The following is a 23,144-nucleotide window of genomic DNA, read 5'->3' on the forward strand; positions in this document are numbered from 1 at the left end:
ACCGAGTTTGAAATATCCGAACTCAGCTTTAAATAATTTCTACAAAATAAAAAAGGCCGGATAACTCCGGCCTTTTTTATTGGGATACTTAAAGAGAAGTGAAAGTTAGTTTCCCTCTTTTCCTTCTTCATCCTCATTTTCAATCAAATGACCAAGCTTACCTTTCTTGGTGGACAAATACTTGGCATTGTGGGGATTGCGTCCGGATTGGTGCGGCAAGCGCTCAGTCACATTAATCCCCAAATCCTCCAACGCTTTTACTTTGCGCGGGTTATTGGTCATCAGACGAATAGCATGGATTCCCAGGTGCTCGATCATCGCTTTCAGAATAGAGTAATCCCGCATATCAGCACCAAAGCCCAACTGCTCGTTGGCTTCCACCGTATCCGCACCACAATCCTGTAGGTGGTAAGCGCGAATCTTGTTTAAAAGGCCGATGCCACGACCTTCCTGGCGAAGGTAAAAAATCGCTCCGCGCCCTTCCATCGCGATGCGATGCATCGCATGCTGTAACTGGGCACCGCAATCACAGCGCAGTGAGAAGAGCGCATCTCCGGTCAGGCACTCTGAATGAATGCGGGCTAACAAGGGTTCATTGGTGTCGAAATCCCCCATAGTGAGCACCACGTGCTCTTTACCGGTTTCCACTTCCTCGAAACCGTGCATCTCAAACATTCCCCAGGATGTGGGCAGCTTTGAGGACTCTACATATCGAATGGTCAACTTAATACCTCTTCAATTCAGTTCCGAGCACGCAATACCAGTACGCCACTCTGCTGTTCCATATCTACCCGCCCCAGAAAACTGTTTCCCAAAAGGACGACACGGGGAAAATCATCAGAGTGCACAGTGGCCGCGACATTGTGCAGTTTAATACCGCCGATAGTGACACTGCTGAGATTTATCAGGTATGCACTCGTCATCCCATTTGCAGTAGAAATGGGTATTTTTCTAGCTGAGCTGAGGTTCAAACCCAGGCGCCGCGCAGTAGGATAATTGATTGCGATACTGGTTGCTCCAGTATCCACCATCATCGGCACCCGCATTCCATTCACCCAAGCATCTGTACTGTAGTGACCTCGGCTATCAGCGGAGAGCCGCACCTCCGCCTTATCCGCTTTGGCATAGCTCGCCGCTATAGGTGCATCCAGGGTGAGTTTCTGTTCTCGACCAGCAACATTGATACGTGCGTGGCTGCTAGTTGTCTCCAGGAGAAGGACGCCTTCAGGGGATTTATCACCACTTTTCAAAATTCGCTGGCGACCATCGATTTCCAATAAGGCTCTATCGCCGAACAGGCCTCTCAATTGTACCTGCTGTGCTCCTACCTCGGCGGTAATCAGAAAGCCAAATAAGAACAGTATGTAGCTGCGCATCGCGTCTTCCTTATCCCGCTAGGCTCCCAGTATCCAGGCAGTCAGTTGCAACACCAGACCTGCGTAAACGGCAGCAAGTATATCGTCCAGCATAATCCCGATGCCACCTCGCACTTTCTTATCAGCCCAATTGATGGGTGGGGGCTTTGCAATATCAAATATGCGGAAAAGCACAAAGCCATACAGGGCCCACGCCCAACCTGCAGGGGCCAAAAACATGGTAAGCCAGTAACCCACCATTTCATCCCAGACTATCCCACCGTGATCATGGACACCCAGCTTGCGAGCAGCTGCACCGCATAAATAACAGCCCAGCAGGCCCGCCAGAAGAACAATCCCTAAATACCAGGCTGGCGACAACCCCTGCATTAACCACCAAAATGGAATCGCAACTAAAGTGCCGAAGGTGCCAGGCGCCTTTGGAGCGAGGCCGGAACCAAAACCAAAGGCCAGTAGCATGGTGGGGTCACGCAGGAGCTGGGGAAAAGTCGGGTTCTTTCCACTCATAGTGTTTGTATCCAAGGCCTCTAGTGGCGTTCTCTACTCATTAAAAGTGCCAGTTCAAAAGTGTTGGTAGCCCTTTGACGGCGCTTGCCAGGGCTCACCATTGTGCCAGCAACGCACTTCGGCAGCGCCAGCACTTAGAGTCCCAATAGCAGTCACTCCTAGCTCCAGCTTTTCCACTGATTCCACCTTTTCCGGGGGCACAGTAAAACAAAGCTGGTAATCATCGCCACCACCAGCAGATAAAGAAAGGGCATTCGCACCAGCAAGTGACTGCGCTATGGGAGAAACAGGCAGGCGCTCCAGATAAATATCAGCGCTGACGTGGCTGGACTCACAAATATGGGCCAGGTCTGCTATCAAGCCATCGGAAATATCTAAAGCGCTGCTGGCGAAGTCAGAAATCGCTGCCGCAGTGGCGAATTGCGGCTCGGGAAAATAAAAGGCGTGCTCAGCCTGATGTTGCACCTCAGCTGGCACCCGCTGATCACCGAGAATTACCGGCAGGGCAGCAGCTGCCGCCCCCAGAGGGCCACTAACATAAATAGAATCTCCACAACCGGCACCATCACGGCGCAATGGCCGGGCAGTCTGTCCAATCACCTGGATAGTAATCGACAGAGGACCGGCTGTAGTGTCTCCTCCCACCAGGGAAACGCCAAACTGCGCAGCGGTTTGCAGTAAACCACTGGAAAATTTGCGCAACCAGTTAGCGTCACTTTCAGGTAAGGTAAGCGCCAGAGTAAACCAGAGTGGCCGGGCATTCATGGCAGCCAGGTCACTGAGGTTAACCCGCAGCGCTCGGGCAGCTATCGCCGCCGGGTCGGCCTCGGCGGGAAAATGTCGACCCGCCACCAAAGTATCCATAGACGTAGCCAATTGGCCCTGGCTGGGAACCTGTAGCAAAGCGCAATCATCACCAATTCCCAGAACCACACCCTGCCCTTGCGGAGCACTGGCAAAAAAGTCACGAATAATTTCAAACTCGCCCGGAGCAGCTCCCATTTTCTGCTTCAGGCTTTCTTGTCCGCCGCCACTTCTGGCGCACGCAGATCCGCAGCTGTTTTATCCAGGATGCCGTTAATGAATTTGAAGGCATCGGTAGGACCAAATTTTTTCGCCAAAGCTACAGCTTCGTTAATGACAACTTTGTAGGGCACATCAATACGATTTTTTAATTCGTAGGTGGACATACGCAGAAGGGCTCTGGAAACTGGGTCGAGCTCATCCACTTTACGGTCCAGGTGCGGAGTGAAAGCACTCTCAACTTCGTCCAGATTCTTGGCAACACCGTGGAAAATATCGCGGAAATATTCCACGTCGGTCTTGCTCATATCGTTGTCAGCATGAAACTCAGCTTCAATCGTATTAAGGCTGGCGCCGGCAATCTGCCACTGGTAGAGCGCCTGCATGGCGTAGTGACGCGCCTTGCGGCGAGCGGATGCAGTTACGGTCATTGTTTTTTCCGGTAGATACTTCACAGAATGGGGGTGCCGGCAAAATAGGCCGGCACTTCGGCAATTTAAATTTTGCCGAGCAGGGAAACCATTTCCAGAGCCGTCTCGGCAGCCTCACAACCCTTGTTACCAGCCTTGGTGCCGGATCGCTCAATCGCCTGTTCGATAGAGTCCACGGTAAGCACACCAAAAGTTACCGGGATACCGGTATTCAGTGATACCTGGGCCAGGCCCTTGGTGCACTCGCCAGCCACATATTCAAAATGTGGGGTGCCGCCACGAATCACCGCTCCCAGGGCAATAATGGCATCGAACTTCTTAGTCTCAGCCAATTTTTGAGCGGCCAATGGGAATTCGAAAGCACCCGGCGCATAGTAGATAGTGATATCTTCATCCTTGATGCCCTTGCGACGCAGGGTATCCAGTGCACCATCTTTCAGGCTCTCAACGACAAAACTATTCCAGCGACTGACCAACAGCGCATACTTGCCAGTGCTGCCGACAAAATCCCCTTCGATCACTTGAATATTATTCATAATTTCCAGTCCATATTTCTTTCTATAACGCCGGTACTTGTCGACGTTACAGCTCTATTTACTCTTCGGCGTTCAGATACTCTTCCACTTCCAATTCAAATCCGGAAATGGCACTGAACTTAAACGGTGCACTCATCAGGCGCATCTTGCGTACCTTGAGGTCACGCAGTATCTGAGAACCTGTGCCCACCTGCTTGTAGACCAGGTCCTGGCTGGGGCGCTGCTGCTTGCCGCTGATCAGCCAGTCGATACTTTCCTCAATCTCTTCGGTGGTTTCGTTGTGGCAGATAAGCACCACAACGCCTTTACCTTCTTTCTCAATACGCTGCATTGCGCGGCGGAAAGTCCAGGGGACAAATTTTTCGTCGCCTCGGCGAATTGTGAGTACATCACGCAGTGTATTGCCCACATGCACCCGCACCAGAGTCGGCTCTTCCGGAGTGGGATCCCCTTTAATAAATGCGAAATGTCTCTCCCGTCGTGCTTTATCGAGATAGGTGCGCAATTTGAATTCACCGAATTCGGTACGCACTTTGCGCTCATTAACACACTCAACGGTCTTTTCATTCAAAGCGCGATAGGTAATCAGGTCGGCGATAGTACCGATCTTGAGATCGTGTTCCTTAGCAAACTTTTCCAGATCCGGGCGGCGCGACATAGTGCCGTCTTCATTCATGATCTCAACGATCACAGCGGCGGCCTCAAAACCCGCCAGACGCGCCAGATCGCAGCCTGCCTCGGTATGGCCGGCGCGGCTCAATACGCCACCAGGCTGGGCCATAATCGGGAAAATATGGCCGGGTTGTACGATATCACTGGGCTTGGCATTCCTGCCCACTGCGGCGCGTACGGTGCGCGCTCGATCTGCAGCAGAAATACCGGTAGTAACCCCCTCAGCAGCCTCAATAGATACGGTGAAGTTTGTACTGAACTGGGCACCGTTTTCCCGCGACATCAGCGGCAGGTCCAGTTGCTCACAGCGCTCCTTGGACATGGGCATACAAATCAGTCCGCGGGCATGGGTAGCCATAAAATTGATGTCTTCGGCGCGTACCTGCTCCGCCGCCATCACCAGGTCACCTTCATTCTCACGATCTTCATCATCCATCAGGATCACCATTTTGCCCTGGCGGATATCATCGATCAGTTCTTCAACCGTATTTAATTCCATTGTTAACTCTGGATAAATTTATCAATTGCTAATTGAGCGGCGATCCCTGCTATTCACTCCCACCCGCCCTCACTGGCGCGGCATGCCGGGATGAAACCGGCTAGCGCTTGTAAAACCCATGCTGGGCGAGAAACTCAAGAGTCATACCCTCATCGCTGGATTTGGCTGCTTTATCACCGAGTAACAAGCGCTCCAGATAACGTGCAATAAGATCTACCTCGAGGTTGACCCGGGTACCTGCCCTGTAGCTTCCCATAATGGTTTCCTGCAGCGTATGCGGCACAATCGTCAGCTCAAACTCTGCACCATCCACCGCGTTGACTGTGAGGCTGGTGCCGTCAACAGTGATCGACCCTTTGTGCGCAATATAGCGGGCCAGATTTTCCGGCGCGCGCAAACGAAAGCGCTCGGCCCGGGCCTCGGATTTGCGCCACACAACCTCACCAATGCCATCCACATGGCCACTGACAATATGCCCACCAAGGCGGGTTTGCGGGGTGAGAGCTTTCTCCAGGTTAGCTCGATCGCCTTTTTTCCAGCTACTGACACTGGTGACGTCGAGTGTCTCTGCAGAGACATCCGCCCAGTAGCCATCGCCAGGCAGATCCACTACTGTCAGGCATACGCCATTGGTTGCGATACTGTCCCCAAGCCCGACATCGGTAAGATCCAGCTTGCCACTCCTGACGCGCACACGCAGATCTCCCCCTTGGGGCTGCAGCTCGGCGATTTCACCCACAGCTTCAATAATTCCGGTAAACATCAGCGCTCAATATCGGTAGTTGCAGTGATACGCCAGTCGTGACCGACGGCGCGCATATCAGTGATCGTGATCGGCAGCACCGAGCCCATACGCTCAATTGGCAGCTCGAATAGCGGCCGCGCCGTGCTGCCGAGCAGCTTGGGAGCCAAATAGACTATCAGCTCATCTACATGGCCGCGATACAGGAACTCACCGGAGAGGGTCGCACCACTCTCCACCAGGATCTCATTACATTGGCGTCGCGCCAGCTCCTCGAGCAGAGCGAGCAGGTCCACCCTCCCCTCTTTGTCCTGTGGCAGAATGATGACTTCAGCACCTGCCCGTTCCAGGCGCTCGCGACGCTCCGGGTCCGCACGCTCGGTGGTGCACACCAGTGTGGGGGCATCGCCCTGTAAAATAAAGGCTTTTGCCGGGGTGCGCAGCTGGCTATCAACAATCACCCGCAGTGGCTGTACCTCAGCTGCCTGTTCAGCAACGAGCAGCTCAAGGGCCATTTCATCGGCGCGCACATTTAGGTTTGGGTTGTCGAATCGCACTGTTTCTACACCGGTCACAATTGCGCAACTGCGTGCCCGTAAACGCTGTACATCGGCACGCGCCGCAGGTCCGGACACCCACTTGGACTCACCACTGGCCATCGCCGTACGTCCATCCAGGCTCATCGCAGATTTACTGCGCACGAGAGGAAGCCCCAAAGTCATCCGCTTGATAAAACCCGGATTGAGCGCGCGGCACTGATCCTCTAAAAGAGGCCCCTCCACTTCTATATTGGCATCGCGTAGTTTTTGTAGCCCCTTGCCACCCACCCTGGGGTTAGGATCCTGCATTCCGTATATCACACGAGAGACACCAGCTTCGATCAAGGCCTCTGTACAAGGGCCAGTGCGACCAGTATGGCTACAGGGCTCCAAGGTCACATAGACCGTAGCACCCCGGGCTCGCTCTCCTGCATCGCGCAGGGCTTCAATTTCTGCATGGGGCTCACCAGCACGTTGATGCCAGCCCTCGCCGACAACAACACCCTTACTATCGGTGATCACACAACCCACACGGGGGTTGGGCATAGTGGTATACAGCCCACGCTCCGCCAGTTGAATAGCTCGGGCCATCAGGGATTGGGGTGTATTTACAGCCACTTGAATCATTTCCGTTGGGTTTCCTTACTGGTCAGGCGCTCAATCTCTTCACTGAAGTCACTGACATCCTCAAAGCGCCGATAGACCGAAGCAAATCGCACATAGGCCACCTGGTCCAATTCCCGCAGCTGCTCCATAACCAGTTCACCAATAGCGCGCGCCGGCAGTTCGCGCTCACCAGTCGCCTGCAAAGCATGCTTGATTTGAGATACTGCAGATTCTACCCGCTCAGTGCTGACCGGGCGCTTTTCCACCGCACGCTGAATACCCGCACGCAGCTTATCCTCGTTAAACGGTTCGCGTTGACCGTTTTGTTTGATTACCCGCGGCAGAAGTAATTCCGCTGTTTCAAAAGTGGTAAAACGCTCGTGACACTCAAGGCATTCGCGCCGGCGGCGCACTTGGTCGCCCTCGGCCACCAAGCGGGAATCGACTACTTTGGTTTCTTCTGCGCTGCAGAACGGACAGTGCATGTGGGATCGTCCCCAGGGGAGTGGAAAATGGGCCGCAGTTTACCACAGCCGTTGCACTGTGTGTCTGCGCGACGCACCGCACCGGTGCAGTCGGCCAGACAGGTTAAGAACGGGCATGTACTTCCATAAAAAAAGCGGCCAACAAGCCGCTTTTTTAACTGGAAGAGCTATCAGGCCTTCTTGTACACAGGAAATTGCGCACAGATTTCAAGAACCTTCTGCTTCACTTCGGTAATAGTGGACTCTGCATCACCCTTTTCCAAGGCATCGAGAATGTCACAAATCCAATGAGTCAGTTGCTGGGTTTCCTTCACACCGAAGCCACGGGTAGTAATCGCCGGGGTCCCAACACGCAGGCCGCTGGTGATAAATGGAGAGCGCGGGTCATTGGGGACTGCGTTCTTGTTCACCGTAATGTTTGCATTACCCAGGGCCTCATCAGCATCTTTACCAGTGTATTCTTTACCAATCAGGTCCACTAGCATCAAGTGGTCATCGGTACCACCGGAAACGATATTGATACCACGATCCAGGAAGGTCTCCGCCATTGCGCGAGCATTCTCTACCACCTTCTTCTGGTAAGCCTTGTATTCAGGGCTCATCGCTTCTTTAAAAGAAACCGCTTTGGCTGCAATAACGTGCATCAGCGGGCCACCCTGACCACCGGGGAATACGGCAGAATTCAGCTTCTTCTCAATTTCTTCATTGGCGCGCGCCAGGATAATGCCTCCGCGTGGACCGCGTAGGGTTTTGTGAGTCGTAGAGGTTACTACATCCGCATGGGGAATCGGCGAAGGGTACTCTCCAGCAGCAACCAGGCCAGCAACGTGTGCCATATCGACAAACAGGTAAGCACCAACCTTATCTGCAATCTCACGAAAACGCGCCCAATCCATTACACGGCTGTATGCAGAGAAGCCGGCAACAATCATCTTAGGCTTGTGCTCGAGAGCCAAACGCTCCACTTCCTCATAATCAACTTCGCCAGTTTCCGGGTTCAACCCGTATTGGACCGCGTTGTAAATCTTGCCTGAGAAGTTGACTCGAGCACCATGAGTCAGGTGACCACCATGGGCCAGACTCATTCCTAAAACGGTGTCTCCTGGCGCGCATAACGCCTGGTAAACCGCAGAGTTAGCTTGAGAGCCGGAGTGAGGCTGCACATTGGCATAATCGGCACCGAAAAGCTCTTTGGCGCGCTCAATCGCCAAAGTTTCCACCTTATCCACATACTCACAGCCACCGTAGTAACGCTTACCCGGATAACCCTCTGCGTATTTATTGGTCAGGCTGCTGCCCTGGGCTTCCATGACTTGCGGGCTAGTGTAGTTCTCGGAGGCGATCAGCTCGATATGATCTTCCTGGCGAGAGTCTTCTTCCCGAATGGCTTCCCAGATTTCGGGATCGTAAGAAGCGAGTGTGACTGATGAATCAAACATGGTGTTCCCTCGGTAATGCGGGCTGAGTAGAGTTTTGTGTAGCTCGGTACCACTTTGCTCAGGTCTTACAGCTTGGCTTCTGGCGCCAATCGGGCCACATGGACTACTCAAAGAATCCTGAGCATTTTAGAAAGGCGCGCATTGTACACCAAGGGCAAAGGGATTGCGCAAAAACGAAAACGCGGCCATTTGGCCGCGTTTTCTTTTAGCCATATCGGCTTAGAACCTCACAATCAGGGAGCCAGACCAATAATCCACATCCGCCTCAATAAAAGTGTACTCAGTTTCAAAGATGACTTTCTCTGACAGCTTGAAACCAGCTCCGATACCAGCAGAGGCACCGCTGTCGGAATACTCACCAAAGTAGTCTACATCCAGTTCCTCATGGAGATAACCCAGACGCCCTTTCATGTAAATATCACCTTGCGTGCGATAAGTAGCATATAGCGCCTGCGTGGCGAGGGAGTAGTTCTCATCTCCCCAGTAATAGTCATACTCACCCTCAACCAGAGAGTCAGTAAGCTCAACTTCAATTCCCCAGCCTGAGTTCGAGGTGTAACCAGCGCGGATACCGGCATTAAGGGGACTATCTCCACTGGCATCAGTATTCATCACACCGAAAACACCACCGACATATGCACCTTCTGCCTGTGTAGTCGCTGAACAAACCAAAGCCGCAGCTACAGCCAAATCCTTAAAATTAAAACGCATCATCTTCCCCCTACCTCTGAAGATATAAAAACGGGCGGATTATAGGGGGGCATGCAATGTATGCAAGCACTTACTTAAACGCACTATAAAAAGCCAAGTGTGAAATAGAAAAATCACTAGAAGTACTTAAGACGCGGGCGCCAAATGTAAAATTAGGCCTCGCTACAATGTCACCTGTTGAAAAATTAAAAGCGATAACTAAAAGCCCCGGACAAAAATCCTACATCTTTTTCGAGGATGGTGTACTCCAGCTCAAAATTACTACTGGCACCAAGAAGAAATCCAATACCTGCCCCAGCAGTAATACCAAAATCGTCACTGTTATCACTGCCCACGGTGACATCCTCATATAGCAGCCCCAAACGCCCTTTGAAGTAGATATCACCAAGTGTTCGATAAGTTGCATAGCCAGCCAGACTATACATATCCACATCCACTTCTTCCCCAAGGACTTCTACCTCACCACTTATCAAGGAGCCAATATATTCAACTTCAACTCCCCAGCCCGATACCAGGGAGTAGCCAGTTCTCAATCCAACCCCCGTGGGATTATCAACCCCCTTGAAGTCAAAATTCATTGTCCCGACAGCAGCCCCCCAATAACCCCCTTCCGATAATGCCGCAGAAGACAATAGTGAAAGAATACCGGCGACTATAAATTTTGTAATTTTTTCCATGGATATTCCCAAATTTGCCAAACGCTTAACTAATTAATAGTGAAATAACCACTCTTATCCTGTCCACCATCCAAATATCTATAACTATATGTCACTTAGATCAATACAAGCGGCATGAAATAAATAGTCATACTCATGAAAAACATAAAATATCTATTCAAATTCTTATGAAGAGCAATCAGTCGAAGATTAGCGCAAAAGAAAAGAGCGGATTTGAATTGAAAGTAGGCGTGGATTAGTAAACGGTCAAATTAATATCCATCAATATTATTCAAAATAATACCAATGACTGACTAACCAGTAGATTTAACCGACAAAAACAATGTTCCAAATTAATATTGCTTTCAATCATTACACATAAGGAGCGGGGGAAGCAGTAAAAGAATAGGTATATTGCATTATATTCCTCTCTTCATCCTACAAACTTTTCCTCACTTGATCCAAATCAACTCTCGCTTGCTCATCCCAGCAACAATATAGCCAGAAACTGATCGCGGAGGTCTGGGATGAATACCATCTATCGGCAACTGTGCTGTGACCACAAACATATGCAGCAAATGCTCAACGCTTTTGAGCAGTTATTGCTGGATCTATTTGGACGCAGCGACCGCGACCCCAACACATTGACGTTAATACTTGATGCGCTGGATTATTTTTCGGTCTACCCAGATAAATACCACCATCCAGTTGAGGACTTGATACTTGCCCGTCTCCTGACCAAACCAATACATGGGCGGGATGCCATCTATGAGGCACAAATGCAACACGAGCAAATTGCAGCTGCAACCAAACATATGTGCGCACTATTTTATGCTGTTGCGAATGATGCGATGGTAGAGCGAAGAGTATTACAGGGCGCCAGTAACAACTATTTACAACTTCAGCGCAGCCATATCAGCCTGGAGAATTCAGCGATTTTTCCCCAGATAGAACAATACCTAGACGCTGAAGATTGGAAGCAGATAAACAAACAAGTCGCGGAAATCAAAGACCCGCTTTTTGATGAGAATGCAAAAAAAATCTACGAATCTTTGCGTAACTACCTGGTACAACCAGAAACCGCAGAGAAAGCCCTCGCTTGAGGTGTAAAAAAATTACTACTAATGAATCAAAGGAGGAAGCATGAAAACTAAACGCCACGGCATTTCAATTGGCATGGAGCGTATTGATAATGATTTCTTTCTCTATATCAAGGCAATTGGCCAGTTGACCCATGAAGATTATGAGCATATTACGCCATTACTTGAGTACGCCCTCGAAGGCGTAAAAAGCCCACAAGTACAAATGCTAATTGACCTCAGGGATTTCGAGGGGTGGGGATTACATGCAATTTGGGACGAATTCCAACTGGCATTAAAACACGGCAATGAATTCTCCCGGATCGCCGTACTTGGGGATGAAGAGTGGCAGGAAATCGCCACCAAAGTAGGAGGATGGTTTATGAGTGGTGAAGTGCGCTACTTCGAGGAGCAGCACAAGGCCATGGATTGGCTGTCACAGGCAACAGAAGAAAAAGTTGAAAAAAGTGAGGCCAGGGAAGATTTAGCTTTCTCCACACACTCCTGATAAGTAGTGGATTAAGGGGGCGTTTTCGCCCCCCTTTTTTTGTCACTAATTTTAACTATCCACCTCGTGCATGAAAAAGTGACCCAACCCTCTAGGAATAACTACTCTACATTTTCATTATCAAAGCCACAATGAGTTCCGGCTACTTCACTAAGCCCAAGTAAATCCACAATTTTTACAACTCTGCCATCCGCCTTAATCAGCCCTTCTTTCTGGAAGCGAGAAAAAATCCGGCTGACTGTTTCAGCGGTAAGACCGAGGTAATTGGCAATATCTGTCCGCGGCATGGAGAGGATGAATTCGCTGTGAGAATATCCACGACTGGCATAACGACTGGATATGTTGATCAGTAAAGCAGCTAGACGCGTATCCGCCGAGCGTTTACCCAACAGCATCAAAATATCATTTTCCTGACGTAACTCCTCGGAAAAAATACTGTAGATTTGTTGCTGTAATGCCGGAACTTGTTGCGCGAGTACTTCCAATTGCGCAAACGGTAAAAGACAAACACTACTATCCTCCAAAGCTTCAGCATAACTGGAGTGAAGACGCTTACTGTAGGCATCAAGACCAAGCAACTCTCCAGGAAGAGCAAAATGGGTGACTTGGGTATCCCCATCTGAGGCTATTACGACACTTTTAAAACTACCGGAACGGATTGCGTAAAGATTTTTAAATGGATCGCCTGACCGGAACAAAGCCTCACCAGCTTTGACGATTTTTTTCCTGCGGGTGACTTTTTCCAGTCGATCAATATCCGTCTGAGACAAGCCAGCAGGAAGGCATAGACGCCTGACTGAGCAGTTACTGCAACTTACCGCCACTGATGAATCTATCATGCCTAAGCGACCGGTTAACAATTTGCGGCAATTGTACCCACTCCTCCAACAAGCGTCTTTAGCTGAATTTCAAAAAACAAAAAGTGAAAAAAATTTCCTATCGGACATTCAGTCAAGCGTTCAATTTCCTTAAAAATAGCGTGTAAAAATTTAAGAATTATTTTTTACACAAAAGAATCACGGCTGACCACTAATATCTTTTCTGTATGCTTAGCCTTTCTGTCGTTTAATAAAAAACCCGCTACTAGAACTACCACTTTCAGTGAACTGATGACCAGCCAGACAGCATGGCATGCTATTCACAACCATCCCTTGCTGTTTTTCCCTGTTGGATCTATTTCGGTTTTGAGCTTACAAAACTCTTCTGCCCATGCAGAGGTGCGAATACGCACCGGTGCCTTCTTACTCTCTATGATCTCCAAAACCACCTGTGCAACTTGGTCAGCGCTCTGGTAACGCCTTGCAGTTTGTTCTGGAGTCCGCTTGTGGATACGGGAGAAGTACGGCTCGAATTCCCCCCCATAGCCCCCTTCCGGCATTCCTTCATCCAGCTCCAACTGCGAGAGGATACTATTGGCAAATTCAGAGTGGATACCACCTGGCACTACAGCACTTATAAGATAGAACCGCCTTGGTACTGGGTACTACCCAAGGTAATTCACATCCATTATCCGTTGGGGTCTCCTCGTCACTGGCCATTTCAGTCGTTTTGACAGACCCAGCGCCAGTATTAGTGACCAGGTTATCAATCCGGCCCTGCTCCCTGACAACAGTCTCAACACAGCGCTGCACGCCCTCGATGCTCAGAACATCCAGTGCCAAGACCCTGAGACTCCCTCTATTTCCAGTCCTCTCTTTCAGGAAGCCTGCCTTGGTGAGGTTACTCATGGTTGTATAAACGATACATTCCTGCGCGGACAGTTGCAGAGCCAGATTGAAACCCAACCCGGTAGATGTCCCACTATTCAAAGTAACCTTTCCCATTTATCGATTCCTAGAATTTAATACAAATGTAAACCAACCAGTGTATTTTATGGTATACCAAAAAAGTAAACCGATTCGTTTACCTTGTAAATAAACAGAGACCACTGCTCCACTTTTCAGCTACCAGTGAGAAGCTGATACCATTAGCCGCAATTGAAACGGCATGCCTTATGGTCCATGTCCCAAATCCCTGCCCAGGTAAAGTTATTTCTATGAGCATCGCTGATCCAGATTTTATTAAAGCCCTGCCCAAGGCAGAGCTTCACCTGCACATTGAAGGCTCCCTGGAGCCAGAACTCATGTTTGAATTGAGCAAACGGAACAATATTGAAATCCCATTCAATAGTGTTGAGGAAATCAGGGCTGCCTATAAATTCCATAACCTGCAGTCCTTTCTGGATATTTATTACCAGGGTGCCTCAGTCCTGATTCATGAGCGTGACTTTTATGACCTGACAATGGCTTACCTCGAGCGCTGTCAGGAGGATAATGTTGTACACACAGAGATTTTTTTTGATCCACAAACCCACACAGAAAGGGGGATCGATATCGGCGTGGTCATTCGTGGAATCCACAGTGCCCTCAAGGATGCGGAAAATGAATGGGGTATAAGCAGTCATCTGATTCTCTGCTTTCTTCGCCACCTGAGTGAGGAGGAAGCTATCACAACCCTGGAAGCAGCCAAACCTTACCTCGATTTCATTAAGGGGGTTGGCTTGGACTCCTCAGAACTTGGCCACCCACCAGTTAAATTCCAGAATGTTTTTGCTATGGCCAAAGAACTGGGCCTGGAGCGTGTCGCCCATGCAGGGGAGGAAGGGCCGGCAGAATATATTAAAGAGGCTCTCGATATACTCGATGTTAGCCGTATAGACCATGGGGTTCGCTGTGTGGAGGATAAGGCTTTGATTAATCGCCTTAAAGAAGAAAAAATTCCACTAACTGTATGCCCCTTGTCCAACACTGCACTTTGCGTCTACGATGATATGAGCGAGCATCCGATCCTCAATCTGCTTGATCAAGGGCTCTGCGTTACAGTAAATGCCGATGATCCAGCCTATTTCGGCGGCTATGTCAACCGAAACTACCTGGCTCTAAGCGAAAGTCTGGGGATGACCAGGGAGCAGGCAAAACAACTGGCTCTAAATAGCTTTAAAGCCAGTTATATTTCCGAAACACAAAAACAGAAATGGGCGAAAGCAATTGCTTCAATTGAGACAGTCGCAGAGCTTTAATTAATTTTCTGTTCCAATTAAGGGATTCTTGAGGGGCAACCGAATATTCAGTTGCCCCTCATATTAATCCTCATCGTAACCGCAATGGGTCCCAGCCAATTCACTGAGCCCAACCAAATCTAATATCTCCACCGCCCTACCACTCACTTTAATTAAATTCTCACGCTGAAAACGTGAAAAAAGTCGGCTAACTGTTTCTGCAGTCAATCCCAGGTAATTCGCTATATCAGTTCTTGGCATAGACAAAACGAATTCACTGTGGGAATAACCGCGACGGGAATAGCGACTGGAAATATTAATCAGTAGAGCCGCCAGGCGAGTATCGGCTGAGCGCTTGCCGAGTAACATCAGAATATCGTTTTCCTGACGTAGCTCCTCGGAAAAAATACTGTAGATTTGCTGCTGCAGGGCTGTCACCTGATGGGCCAATAACTCCAACTGGGTGAACGGCAACAGGCAGACACTACTGTCCTCAAGTGCCTCAGCGTAGCTCGGATGAACCCGACTGCTATAGGCATCAAGTCCCAGCAATTCTCCTGGCAAAGCAAAATGAGTCACCTGCGTATCACCATCAGCAGCAATCACAGCCGTTTTAAAACTACCGGAGCGAATCGCATAAAGGTTGGCAAAAGGGTCGCCAGAGCGATAGAGGGTCTCCCCTGCTTTTACTATTTTCTTTCGGCGAGTAACCTGCTCCAGTCGATCAATATCCGCTTGAGATAATCCCGCGGGCAGGCATAAACGTTTAACGGAGCAGTTACCGCAACTAACCGCTACTGAGGAGTCAATCATACTAAACCAGCCGGTAAACTAATTTGCGGCAATTGTACCCGCTGTAAAAGCGATCGTCTCCTGTAGTTACTTAAAGAACCCGGGAATATTGCGCATCGGTATGCTGATTATGTAAATAAATATCGAAAGCTGAAGCCACATTGCGTACAAACCACCGCCCTTGATCAGTAACAGTAATATTGTTTTTATCCTGGTAAATTAGACCATCCTCAAACATAGGCTGCAGGCGTTGGAGCTCTTCATAAAAATAATCATCAAAAGGAATCCCCACCCGACGCCCGGCTTCGTTTTTGTCCAGGCGCAGACGGCACATTAACTCTGTTATAGCCCACTGGCGCAAACGGTCTTCTTCACTCAAAAACCATCCTCTGCAAGACGCATTACCCCGCTCTCCTATAGCCTGGGCATACTCTTTCAAGCGATGCAGGTTTTGCCAGAAACCATCTCGGCTATAGCTAATCGCCGAGGCCCCAAGCCCCACCAAGGCGTCGGCAGGCATCAAGGTATAGCCCTGGAAGTTTCTTTGCAGCATCCCGCTATGGGAAGCCTTTGCCAGCTCATCTCCCGGGCGAGCAAAATGGTCCATACCCAAGAATTCATATCCAGCGCGTCCCAGGTGCTCTACTGCGGCCAATTGCATAGCCACTTTTTCTGCGGCTGATGGAATAAGGTCAGTATCGATCAGGCGCTGCGCTTTAAAACGATGGGGCAGGTGTGCATAGTGATAAAGTGCAATTCTGTCAGGCTGCAAATCCAATACTTTATCCAGGGTACTGTGCAGGCTGTAAAGATTTTGTTTTGGCAGGCCGTAAATCAAATCATAGGAGATAGACTCAAAACCCCGTTCGCGCGCCGCAACTGTCAATTCAGTAACCTGGTCAGCGCTGCATATACGGTTAATTGATCTCTGCACTTCGATATCAAAGTCCTGGACTCCCAGGCTCAAGCGGTTAAATCCGAGTTCCCGCAGGGTATCCAGCGTCTCCAGTTCCAGGGTACGTGGATCGGCCTCAATACTGTATTCCACCCCATCGCCAGGATGGAGGTTAAACACCTCACCCAGCCCTTCCATCAAACGCCGCATATCTCCATCACTGAGGAAGGTGGGAGTCCCGCCCCCCAGGTGCAACTGGGTTACCGGTACCTGCGCTACCTTGTCTCGATACCAGCGAGCTTCTCGTAGCAGGTTGTCAAGGTAGCTGGAGGCGAGGCCATATTGAGAGGTAATAACTTTATTGCAAGCGCAGAAATAGCAGAGTGAACGGCAAAAGGGGATATGAACATAAAGAGAGAGGCTGCGAATATCCTGCAAAGCTTCCCAAGGCCTAATATTGCCATCCAGTGGTTTGAACCGGTCTGCTGTAGGATAGGATGTATAACGGGGGCAGGGCCCGCTATAGCGGGACAGCAACTCTTCTGACAAGCCACCCATGTTACTTTTGGTTTCCTGCATCATATTCCTACAACCTCAATCAATCGTTTGCGACAGCCCCCCCGCACAAACTAAAAGGCAGCCACCGAGTTCCTTTTAAGAAAACCGCAGCGACTGCCCCATCCCAAACTAGAGTGTCGCTACCTTAGAAGCGGTAGCCCAGACCCGCCATATAAACCAGCGGATCGATATCCACTTTAGCGGTGATATTACCCACACCCGGTACCTTGACGGTGGCATCGGTATCGATATCCATCCAGAACACGGAAACATTGAACAACCAACGCTGGTCAGCGCCAAAAGCGAAGTCGACGCCAGCTTCTGCAGCCAGGCCGAAAGAGTTATCCAGGGAGAGCTTGGCGTCCCCAGTGGCATTAAGCAGCTCTTCAAACTTCGCATCTGCAGTGCTACTAATTTCCTCATCGAAGAAAGCGGTGTAGTTCACACCGAGACCAACGTAGGGCTGGATTGTGGACTGAGTATCCATCGGGTACCACTGCACTAACAGAGTCGGCGGCAAGTGCTTGGTTTCCCCCAGCTCAAAAGTGTCTCCGAGGCCTTCAGCTTGAATTTCATGAGTGAAAGGAGTTGCGGCTACCAGCTCCACACCCCAATGATCGCGGAACATATACACACCGGTCAGGCCCAATGCAGAGCCATTATCCACATCAACACCAGTATTCGGGACAGCATCCCCATTGGCAAAAAGTGTGCTGGAACTGGTGTCGGGCGCTACAGTGGCCATACCACCACGCAAAATAAAGCTACCCTCTTCGTAGGCCAGTACTGGGGCAGAGAGTACGGCGGTCAAGGCGGCTGCTGCATAAGCAGTTTTACGATTCATCAACTTCTCCATATAGCGATTTGGCATTTTTCCCGACTCAGGAAGGGCCCCCTCCAGGCACAATCACAAGTCGCAGGAAGGTTAACCCCTGGCTACAAAAACGGGCTTGATCCAAATCAAGCTGTCGAATTTAGTAGATTTAAAACCAGCAGTTCACCAGCTGCAGTCATGTAACCGGGCTTGAAATCAGGGCAAGTCCCAAGGCGGGCGGAGGAAGATAGCGAGAGCGGCGCGGCTAAGGAATGGTGACAACTGAGCTATTTGATACCTCTTCTCTATTTTGCGAACCAGTACCAATTTTTAGCGTTAGGTGACAGGCATACCTCACCGGTGCGCCTGTCATTTTGATACAGTTCCCGGGTCTTGCTTGGGCACGGAAAACCTATATCAATTGAACACACAATTTACCAGGTCAGGGTTCCAGCGGGCCTGCGGAACATATTCTGAATACTGGAGAAGTCGAGCTGTTGATTTTCTTCACTCGCCCCGTGAAGCTGATACAGGTTTTTGGCCAGCGCTCCCATAGGCGTAGAAGAGGCGCTGGTGGAGGCCGCATCCATTGCGAGCCCCAGGTCTTTCAACATTAGCGCTACACTAAAGCCACCTGCATACCCCTTTGCTGAAGGTACATTTTCCATGGCGCCAGGATAGGGGTTGTAATTGGAGAGCGACCAATTATTGCCTGAACTCTCCTGCATAATCTCACTGAGGACCCTGGGGTCCAAACCTTTATCCACACCCAACTGTAAAGCCTCTGCAGTGCCGGTCATATGAATCGCCAACAGCAGATTGTTACAGATTTTGGCTACCTGCCCCGCACCAGCCCCACCCGCATGAAATATTTTCTTTCCCATAGCCTCTAGAACTGGCCGGGCCGAATTCACAACTACCTCATCGCCACCGCACATAAAGCACAGTGAGCCAGCTGCCGCTGCCGCAGTCCCACCGGAGACAGGTGCGTCAATCGCACGTAATCCTCGCTCATGCGCAGCGCTACTCACAGTAGAGGCATCTTCCGCGGATATCGTTGAGCAATCGATAACCAGGGTGCCAACCGGAAGTTGTTGCAAAAGGCCCTGATCACCGAGGTAGAGCCCTTTGACAGCCTCACCACTGGGTAACATCGAAATCACAACATCCGCACCTTCAGCGGCCTGAAGTGCTGTATCACAAGGAATACAGCCATCCTTATGGGCTTGAACCAATGCCGCGGAATTTAAATCGAAAGCAGCTACTCTGAAGCCTGCCTTTGCCAAATTGGCAGCCATAGGGCCACCCATATTACCCAGACCAAAAAAGGCTATTTTTTCCATAAAAGCCACTCCGTGTTTTGTTGTTTATATTCCGGGCATAAAGCGGCCAGGACGCTTGTAACAGGCTTTCTACAAATCTATCAACGGATGATCGCTATCCCAGGGACCCACAAAGCAATCTGCCACTTGCTGAGAATTCATTTCCCCTAGGGATGCCGGTTGCCATTTAGGTGCGCGATCCTTATCAATCAACAGGGCACGTACCCCCTCCTTAAAGTGTCCGCTAGCGCAAAGATTAACTGCCAGATTCAACTCCATACGGAAAACATCGGCAAGAGACAAATGGCGTGCCCTGCGCAACTGCTCCCACACTATCCAGGGTGTTAATGGCGAGCCTCCCGCCAGGGTAGCAGCAGCGCGCTGTAACCATTTATCCACTCCCTGATACGTAGTGACAGCCGCACAGACCTCCGGCAGAGTCGAGAAATCCGTGAGCTGTTGAATTTGATCATAATGCTCGCGCAACGCCGATTCCGGCCGCTGCAGAGGAGATAGTTCGAGCCCTTTAAGGCAATCACCCACCAGCTGATGATTCACGGTGCAATCCGCAACAAAATCCAGCACCGATAGGGACTGTAAAACCGACTCACGCTGGTCTTGGGCAATAATTCGGTCCGCCATCCCTGCAAACAGGGCGTCGGCACCATTAAACTGGGCACCGGACAGGCCGAGGAAAAGCCCTAGACGACCGGGCATACGATTAAGGAACCAGCTCCCCCCCACATCGGGAAACAGGCCAATGGTAATTTCCGGCATCGCCATTCGCGTAGTTTCAGTCACAATGCGATGGCTCGCACCAGCCATAATGCCAATACCGCCTCCCATCACAATACCCCCACCCCAGACCACTATCGGCTTGGCATAAGTGTGTATCTTGTAATCCAAACGATATTCACGGGAGAAAAAATCAGTGGTATAGCGATAATCCGGCACTTCACCATAAGATGTCGACTGCTGATATAGCGCCACTACATCACCACCGGCACAGAGGGCCTTATCGCCACGGCCCTCAATCCAAACCGCCGCTATATCATCGTCTTCAGCCCAGGCGTCCAACTGGGTGGACAGCAGATCAATCATCTGCAGATTCAAGGCATTCAGTGCCTTGGGCAGGTTTAGGGTCGCGACCGCCAATGCGCCGCGCCGGGAAAACAATACCGGGGAATCCTGATCCATTGTTATCCGTCTTATTGCTCTTGTACTAGTTAGCGTCGCAGTTAAGCACATATCAGATTCGACGTCAGCCACACGCGAGTACAGCGGTGACAGGTACTAAGGTGCAGTTGCACTTTTTACGCAAACTGATAAGTTGCGCGCAAAATCTGAGCGATTGCAACACCCAGTTACGGAACCCCAAATGGCTGAATACGTATACACCATGAACCGGGTGGGCAAAGTAGTGCCCCCCAAACGCGAAATTCTGAAGGACATCTCCCTGTCTTTCTTCCCCGGCGCCAAAATCGGCGTACTCGGCCTCAACGGCGCCGGTAAATCCACCTTATTGCGCATTATGGCGGGGGTCGACCAGGACTTTAACGGTGAAGCCCGCGCCATGCCGGGTATTAAAGTCGGCTACCTGCCCCAGGAACCGCAACTCGATGCCAGCAAGACCGTGCGCGGCAACGTAGAAGACGGTGTACGCGAAGCCATCGACGCCCTCGCCGGCCTGGAACAGGTCTACGCCGATTACGCCGAGCCCGATGCGGACTTCGATGCCCTGGCTAAGAAACAGCAACAGTTCGAAGATATTATCCAGGCCTGGGACGCCCACAACCTGGAGCACCGCCTGGAAGTCGCCGCAGACGCCTTGCGCCTGCCGCCCTGGGATGCAGACGTCAACAACCTGTCCGGCGGTGAGAAGCGCCGTGTGGCCCTGTGCCGACTGTTGCTGTCCCGCCCGGATATGCTGCTGCTCGACGAGCCCACCAACCACCTGGATGCGGAATCCGTGTTCTGGCTGGAGCGCTTTCTGCACGACTTCACCGGCACTGTGGTAGCCATCACCCACGATCGCTACTTCCTCGACAATGTTGCCGGCTGGATTCTGGAGCTGGACCGCGGCCACGGCATCCCCTGGGAAGGTAACTACACCACTTGGCTGGAACAGAAAGAAAAACGCCTGGAGCAGGAGCAGCGCGGCGAACAGGCGCGCGCCAAAGCCATGCAAAAGGAACTCGAGTGGGCCCGCCAAAATCCCAAGGGCCGCCAGTCCAAGAACAAAGCCCGTCTGTCCCGCCTGGAAGAAATGCAGTCTCAGGACTTCCAGGCCCGCAACGAGACCAACGAAATCTACATTCCGCCCGGTGAGCGTCTCGGCGATAATGTGATTGAGTTTAAAGAGGTGAGCAAAGGCTTCGGCGAGCGCCTGCTAATCGACAATCTGTCTTTCCGCGTGCCCAAGGGCGCGATTGTGGGTATCGTCGGCGGTAACGGTGCCGGTAAGTCCACCCTGTTCCGTATGATCAGCGGCACCGAGCAGCCGGACTCCGGCGAAATCAAAATCGGTGAAACCGTTAAGGTCGCTTACGTTGAACAGGGCCGTGAGAATCTGGACGACAGCAAGACCGTATGGGAAGCCATCTCAGACGGCCACGATATGCTCAAGATCAACAGCTATGAAGTGGGTTCACGCAACTATGTTGGCCGCTTTAACTTCAAGGGCAGCGACCAGCAAAAACGCGTAGGCGAACTCTCCGGTGGTGAGCGCGGACGCCTGCACCTGGCCTACACCCTAAAGCAGGGCGCCAACGTACTGCTGTTGGACGAACCCTCCAATGATCTGGATATCGAAACCCTACGCGCCCTGGAAGAAGCTCTGCTCAACTTCCCCGGCTGCGCCCTGGTAATCTCGCATGATCGCTGGTTCCTAGACCGCGTCGCCACCCATATCCTCGCCTATGAGGGTGAGAGTGAAGCGGTGTTCTTCGAAGGTAACTACACCGAGTACCACGAAGACTTTGTGCAGCGCAAAGGTGAGGATGCAACACCTCATCGGATGCATTATAAAAAGCTTAAGACTTGAGAATAAAAAAGCCCGCTTCTGCGGGCTTTTTTAATTCACATACAAGAAGTGCAACATATACTCAAGTAAAATAAAATTCTGGCCATACATCAACAAATATAGGCGCCTTTTTTGGTGACTAACCGCTCATGAGAAGATATATAAACCTTGCCTTATTCATATTGTCGACCTCTAAATAAGATTTAAACATTGTCAACTCTATAATTCTGTTTAAAGTACTATTAGTTAGCTAAAATTATGGCTCAACCGCCAACTCTAACATACGCATGATATTGAGAAAGCATTACCAGCCTAAAATAAAAATCCGACCATTTAATCAAAAAAACCTTACAATTCTGTACTTTTTATATCAGCTCAAAATATATATAAGATTTGGACACATCTGATCCAGCACCCAAAAAGATAACCGAAATTATATTTTTAAAATGTAAAATTACTGGAATGTTACTATCTTTCCCAGAAATAAATAAAAACTTACAAACCACCTTACCAAATTAGTAACCACCACACCCTTGAAAAACCAACTCATATAAAAAGAACCAGTTTCCCACTTATTGTTCACTGAGAATAAACCAATACATTTAACACTAAACGAATCATACTTACACTTTCAATACTATTTTGAAGTTTCAAGATAGAATAAAAAACTCTAGAAAATAACCTCTCATATATAAACAAGTCATGATCTGAGAGATAACGAGAGTTTGTCATTCTAGTGCTAATTAGATAAACTCGATAATATTTTGGCTGCCCCCTTTATGAGCCCTTATAAAATAAAGGTAAGGATGACACCAAGATTATTAGAAAAAACTCTTTGAGATTAACCGAACCTAAAAATTTACCTTTAATTAAAATTTAATGTAGAGTCAGCAGA

General features: G+C 50.1%; 25 protein-coding genes. 4 read left to right on the forward strand and 21 right to left on the reverse strand.

Annotated features, from left to right (window positions below):
- Positions 1-105: 105 nt before the first annotated feature.
- The 13 genes from ribA to ACJJI7_RS03640 form a co-directional block, all read right to left on the reverse strand.
- On the reverse strand, positions 106-723 hold the full coding sequence (gene ribA, locus ACJJI7_RS03580) for a GTP cyclohydrolase II (RefSeq protein ID WP_026305223.1): 618 nt from the start codon (positions 721-723) through the stop codon (positions 106-108).
- Positions 724-740: 17 nt separating this feature from the next.
- Positions 741-1,376: a retropepsin-like aspartic protease family protein gene (locus ACJJI7_RS03585; RefSeq protein WP_444900953.1), complete on the reverse strand. Its 636-nt coding sequence runs from the start codon at positions 1,374-1,376 to the stop codon at positions 741-743.
- A gap of 18 nt (positions 1,377-1,394) precedes the next feature.
- Positions 1,395-1,883 (reverse strand): phosphatidylglycerophosphatase A family protein, encoded by a 489-nt coding sequence (locus tag ACJJI7_RS03590; protein ID WP_020414513.1) that lies wholly within the window; start codon positions 1,881-1,883, stop codon positions 1,395-1,397.
- 54 nt (positions 1,884-1,937) lie between these two features.
- A complete protein-coding gene (gene thiL, locus ACJJI7_RS03595; protein WP_020414512.1) occupies positions 1,938-2,885 on the reverse strand; it encodes a thiamine-phosphate kinase in 948 nt (315 codons plus the stop codon).
- Between the two features lie 8 nt (positions 2,886-2,893).
- On the reverse strand, positions 2,894-3,337 hold the full coding sequence (nusB, locus tag ACJJI7_RS03600) for a transcription antitermination factor NusB (RefSeq protein ID WP_282952413.1): 444 nt from the start codon (positions 3,335-3,337) through the stop codon (positions 2,894-2,896).
- Between the two features lie 65 nt (positions 3,338-3,402).
- The gene (ribH, locus tag ACJJI7_RS03605; RefSeq protein ID WP_020414510.1) at positions 3,403-3,873 is read right to left on the reverse strand and encodes a 6,7-dimethyl-8-ribityllumazine synthase; all 471 of its coding nucleotides are present in this window, start codon (positions 3,871-3,873) and stop codon (positions 3,403-3,405) included.
- Positions 3,874-3,931: 58 nt separating this feature from the next.
- Positions 3,932-5,044, reverse strand: coding sequence for a bifunctional 3,4-dihydroxy-2-butanone-4-phosphate synthase/GTP cyclohydrolase II (gene ribBA, locus ACJJI7_RS03610; protein WP_020414509.1), 1,113 nt, complete (start codon positions 5,042-5,044; stop codon positions 3,932-3,934).
- 100 nt (positions 5,045-5,144) lie between these two features.
- On the reverse strand, positions 5,145-5,807 hold the full coding sequence (locus tag ACJJI7_RS03615; protein ID WP_444900952.1) for a riboflavin synthase: 663 nt from the start codon (positions 5,805-5,807) through the stop codon (positions 5,145-5,147).
- Entirely contained in the window at positions 5,807-6,952 is a 1,146-nt protein-coding gene (gene ribD / locus ACJJI7_RS03620) for a bifunctional diaminohydroxyphosphoribosylaminopyrimidine deaminase/5-amino-6-(5-phosphoribosylamino)uracil reductase RibD (protein WP_444900951.1), read from the reverse strand. The genes ACJJI7_RS03615 and ribD overlap by 1 nt, the downstream gene beginning before the upstream one ends.
- Positions 6,949-7,416, reverse strand: coding sequence for a transcriptional regulator NrdR (gene nrdR / locus ACJJI7_RS03625; protein ID WP_020414506.1), 468 nt, complete (start codon positions 7,414-7,416; stop codon positions 6,949-6,951). Before nrdR ends, ribD begins: the two co-directional genes overlap by 4 nt.
- A 170-nt stretch (positions 7,417-7,586) precedes the next feature.
- Positions 7,587-8,855, reverse strand: coding sequence for a serine hydroxymethyltransferase (gene glyA / locus ACJJI7_RS03630; protein WP_020414505.1), 1,269 nt, complete (start codon positions 8,853-8,855; stop codon positions 7,587-7,589).
- Between the two features lie 219 nt (positions 8,856-9,074).
- Positions 9,075-9,569 (reverse strand): outer membrane beta-barrel protein, encoded by a 495-nt coding sequence (locus ACJJI7_RS03635; RefSeq protein ID WP_444900950.1) that lies wholly within the window; start codon positions 9,567-9,569, stop codon positions 9,075-9,077.
- A gap of 182 nt (positions 9,570-9,751) precedes the next feature.
- Entirely contained in the window at positions 9,752-10,243 is a 492-nt protein-coding gene (locus ACJJI7_RS03640) for an outer membrane beta-barrel protein (protein ID WP_020414503.1), read from the reverse strand.
- Between the two features lie 506 nt (positions 10,244-10,749).
- Between ACJJI7_RS03640 and ACJJI7_RS03645 the strand changes: the two genes are divergently transcribed.
- The gene (locus tag ACJJI7_RS03645; protein ID WP_020414502.1) at positions 10,750-11,325 is read left to right on the forward strand and encodes a hemerythrin domain-containing protein; all 576 of its coding nucleotides are present in this window, start codon (positions 10,750-10,752) and stop codon (positions 11,323-11,325) included.
- Positions 11,326-11,365: 40 nt separating this feature from the next.
- Positions 11,366-11,809, forward strand: a complete 444-nt coding sequence (locus tag ACJJI7_RS03650) for a SpoIIAA family protein (RefSeq protein WP_282952412.1) — start codon at positions 11,366-11,368, stop codon at positions 11,807-11,809.
- A gap of 101 nt (positions 11,810-11,910) precedes the next feature.
- On the opposite strand, the gene fnr (ACJJI7_RS03655) is transcribed toward ACJJI7_RS03650, so the two are convergent.
- The 3 genes from fnr (ACJJI7_RS03655) to ACJJI7_RS03665 form a co-directional block, all read right to left on the reverse strand.
- A complete protein-coding gene (gene fnr, locus ACJJI7_RS03655; protein WP_282952411.1) occupies positions 11,911-12,648 on the reverse strand; it encodes a fumarate/nitrate reduction transcriptional regulator Fnr in 738 nt (245 codons plus the stop codon).
- A gap of 299 nt (positions 12,649-12,947) precedes the next feature.
- Positions 12,948-13,253: a Rossmann-fold NAD(P)-binding domain-containing protein gene (locus ACJJI7_RS03660; protein ID WP_444900949.1), complete on the reverse strand. Its 306-nt coding sequence runs from the start codon at positions 13,251-13,253 to the stop codon at positions 12,948-12,950.
- Positions 13,231-13,632 (reverse strand): SDR family NAD(P)-dependent oxidoreductase, encoded by a 402-nt coding sequence (locus ACJJI7_RS03665; RefSeq protein WP_444900948.1) that lies wholly within the window; start codon positions 13,630-13,632, stop codon positions 13,231-13,233. Before ACJJI7_RS03665 ends, ACJJI7_RS03660 begins: the two co-directional genes overlap by 23 nt.
- Positions 13,633-13,844: 212 nt before the next feature.
- On the opposite strand from ACJJI7_RS03665, the gene ACJJI7_RS03670 reads away from it, so the two are divergent.
- Positions 13,845-14,867, forward strand: a complete 1,023-nt coding sequence (locus tag ACJJI7_RS03670) for an adenosine deaminase (RefSeq protein ID WP_444900947.1) — start codon at positions 13,845-13,847, stop codon at positions 14,865-14,867.
- Between the two features lie 63 nt (positions 14,868-14,930).
- Here the strand turns inward: ACJJI7_RS03670 and fnr (ACJJI7_RS03675) are convergent, their stop codons facing one another.
- The 5 genes from fnr (ACJJI7_RS03675) to ACJJI7_RS03695 form a co-directional block, all read right to left on the reverse strand.
- On the reverse strand, positions 14,931-15,659 hold the full coding sequence (gene fnr / locus ACJJI7_RS03675) for a fumarate/nitrate reduction transcriptional regulator Fnr (RefSeq protein ID WP_020414498.1): 729 nt from the start codon (positions 15,657-15,659) through the stop codon (positions 14,931-14,933).
- Between the two features lie 70 nt (positions 15,660-15,729).
- Complete coding sequence (gene hemN, locus ACJJI7_RS03680; protein ID WP_157533605.1) at positions 15,730-17,115, reverse strand: oxygen-independent coproporphyrinogen III oxidase; 1,386 nt, start codon at positions 17,113-17,115, stop codon at positions 15,730-15,732.
- Positions 17,116-17,236: 121 nt separating this feature from the next.
- A complete protein-coding gene (locus tag ACJJI7_RS03685) occupies positions 17,237-17,935 on the reverse strand; it encodes an OmpW/AlkL family protein (protein ID WP_040629129.1) in 699 nt (232 codons plus the stop codon).
- A gap of 404 nt (positions 17,936-18,339) precedes the next feature.
- Positions 18,340-19,248 carry a 3-hydroxyisobutyrate dehydrogenase gene (gene mmsB / locus ACJJI7_RS03690; RefSeq protein ID WP_282952405.1) on the reverse strand — a complete coding sequence of 303 codons (909 nt, stop codon included), beginning with the start codon at positions 19,246-19,248 and terminating at the stop codon, positions 18,340-18,342.
- Between the two features lie 69 nt (positions 19,249-19,317).
- On the reverse strand, positions 19,318-20,424 hold the full coding sequence (locus ACJJI7_RS03695; RefSeq protein WP_353375643.1) for an enoyl-CoA hydratase/isomerase family protein: 1,107 nt from the start codon (positions 20,422-20,424) through the stop codon (positions 19,318-19,320).
- 181 nt (positions 20,425-20,605) lie between these two features.
- Here ACJJI7_RS03695 and ettA point away from each other — a divergent pair, with 181 nt between their 5' ends.
- A complete protein-coding gene (gene ettA, locus ACJJI7_RS03700) occupies positions 20,606-22,270 on the forward strand; it encodes an energy-dependent translational throttle protein EttA (RefSeq protein ID WP_020414493.1) in 1,665 nt (554 codons plus the stop codon).
- Positions 22,271-23,144 lie beyond the last annotated feature (874 nt).

Source organism: Microbulbifer variabilis (genome assembly GCF_056232115.1).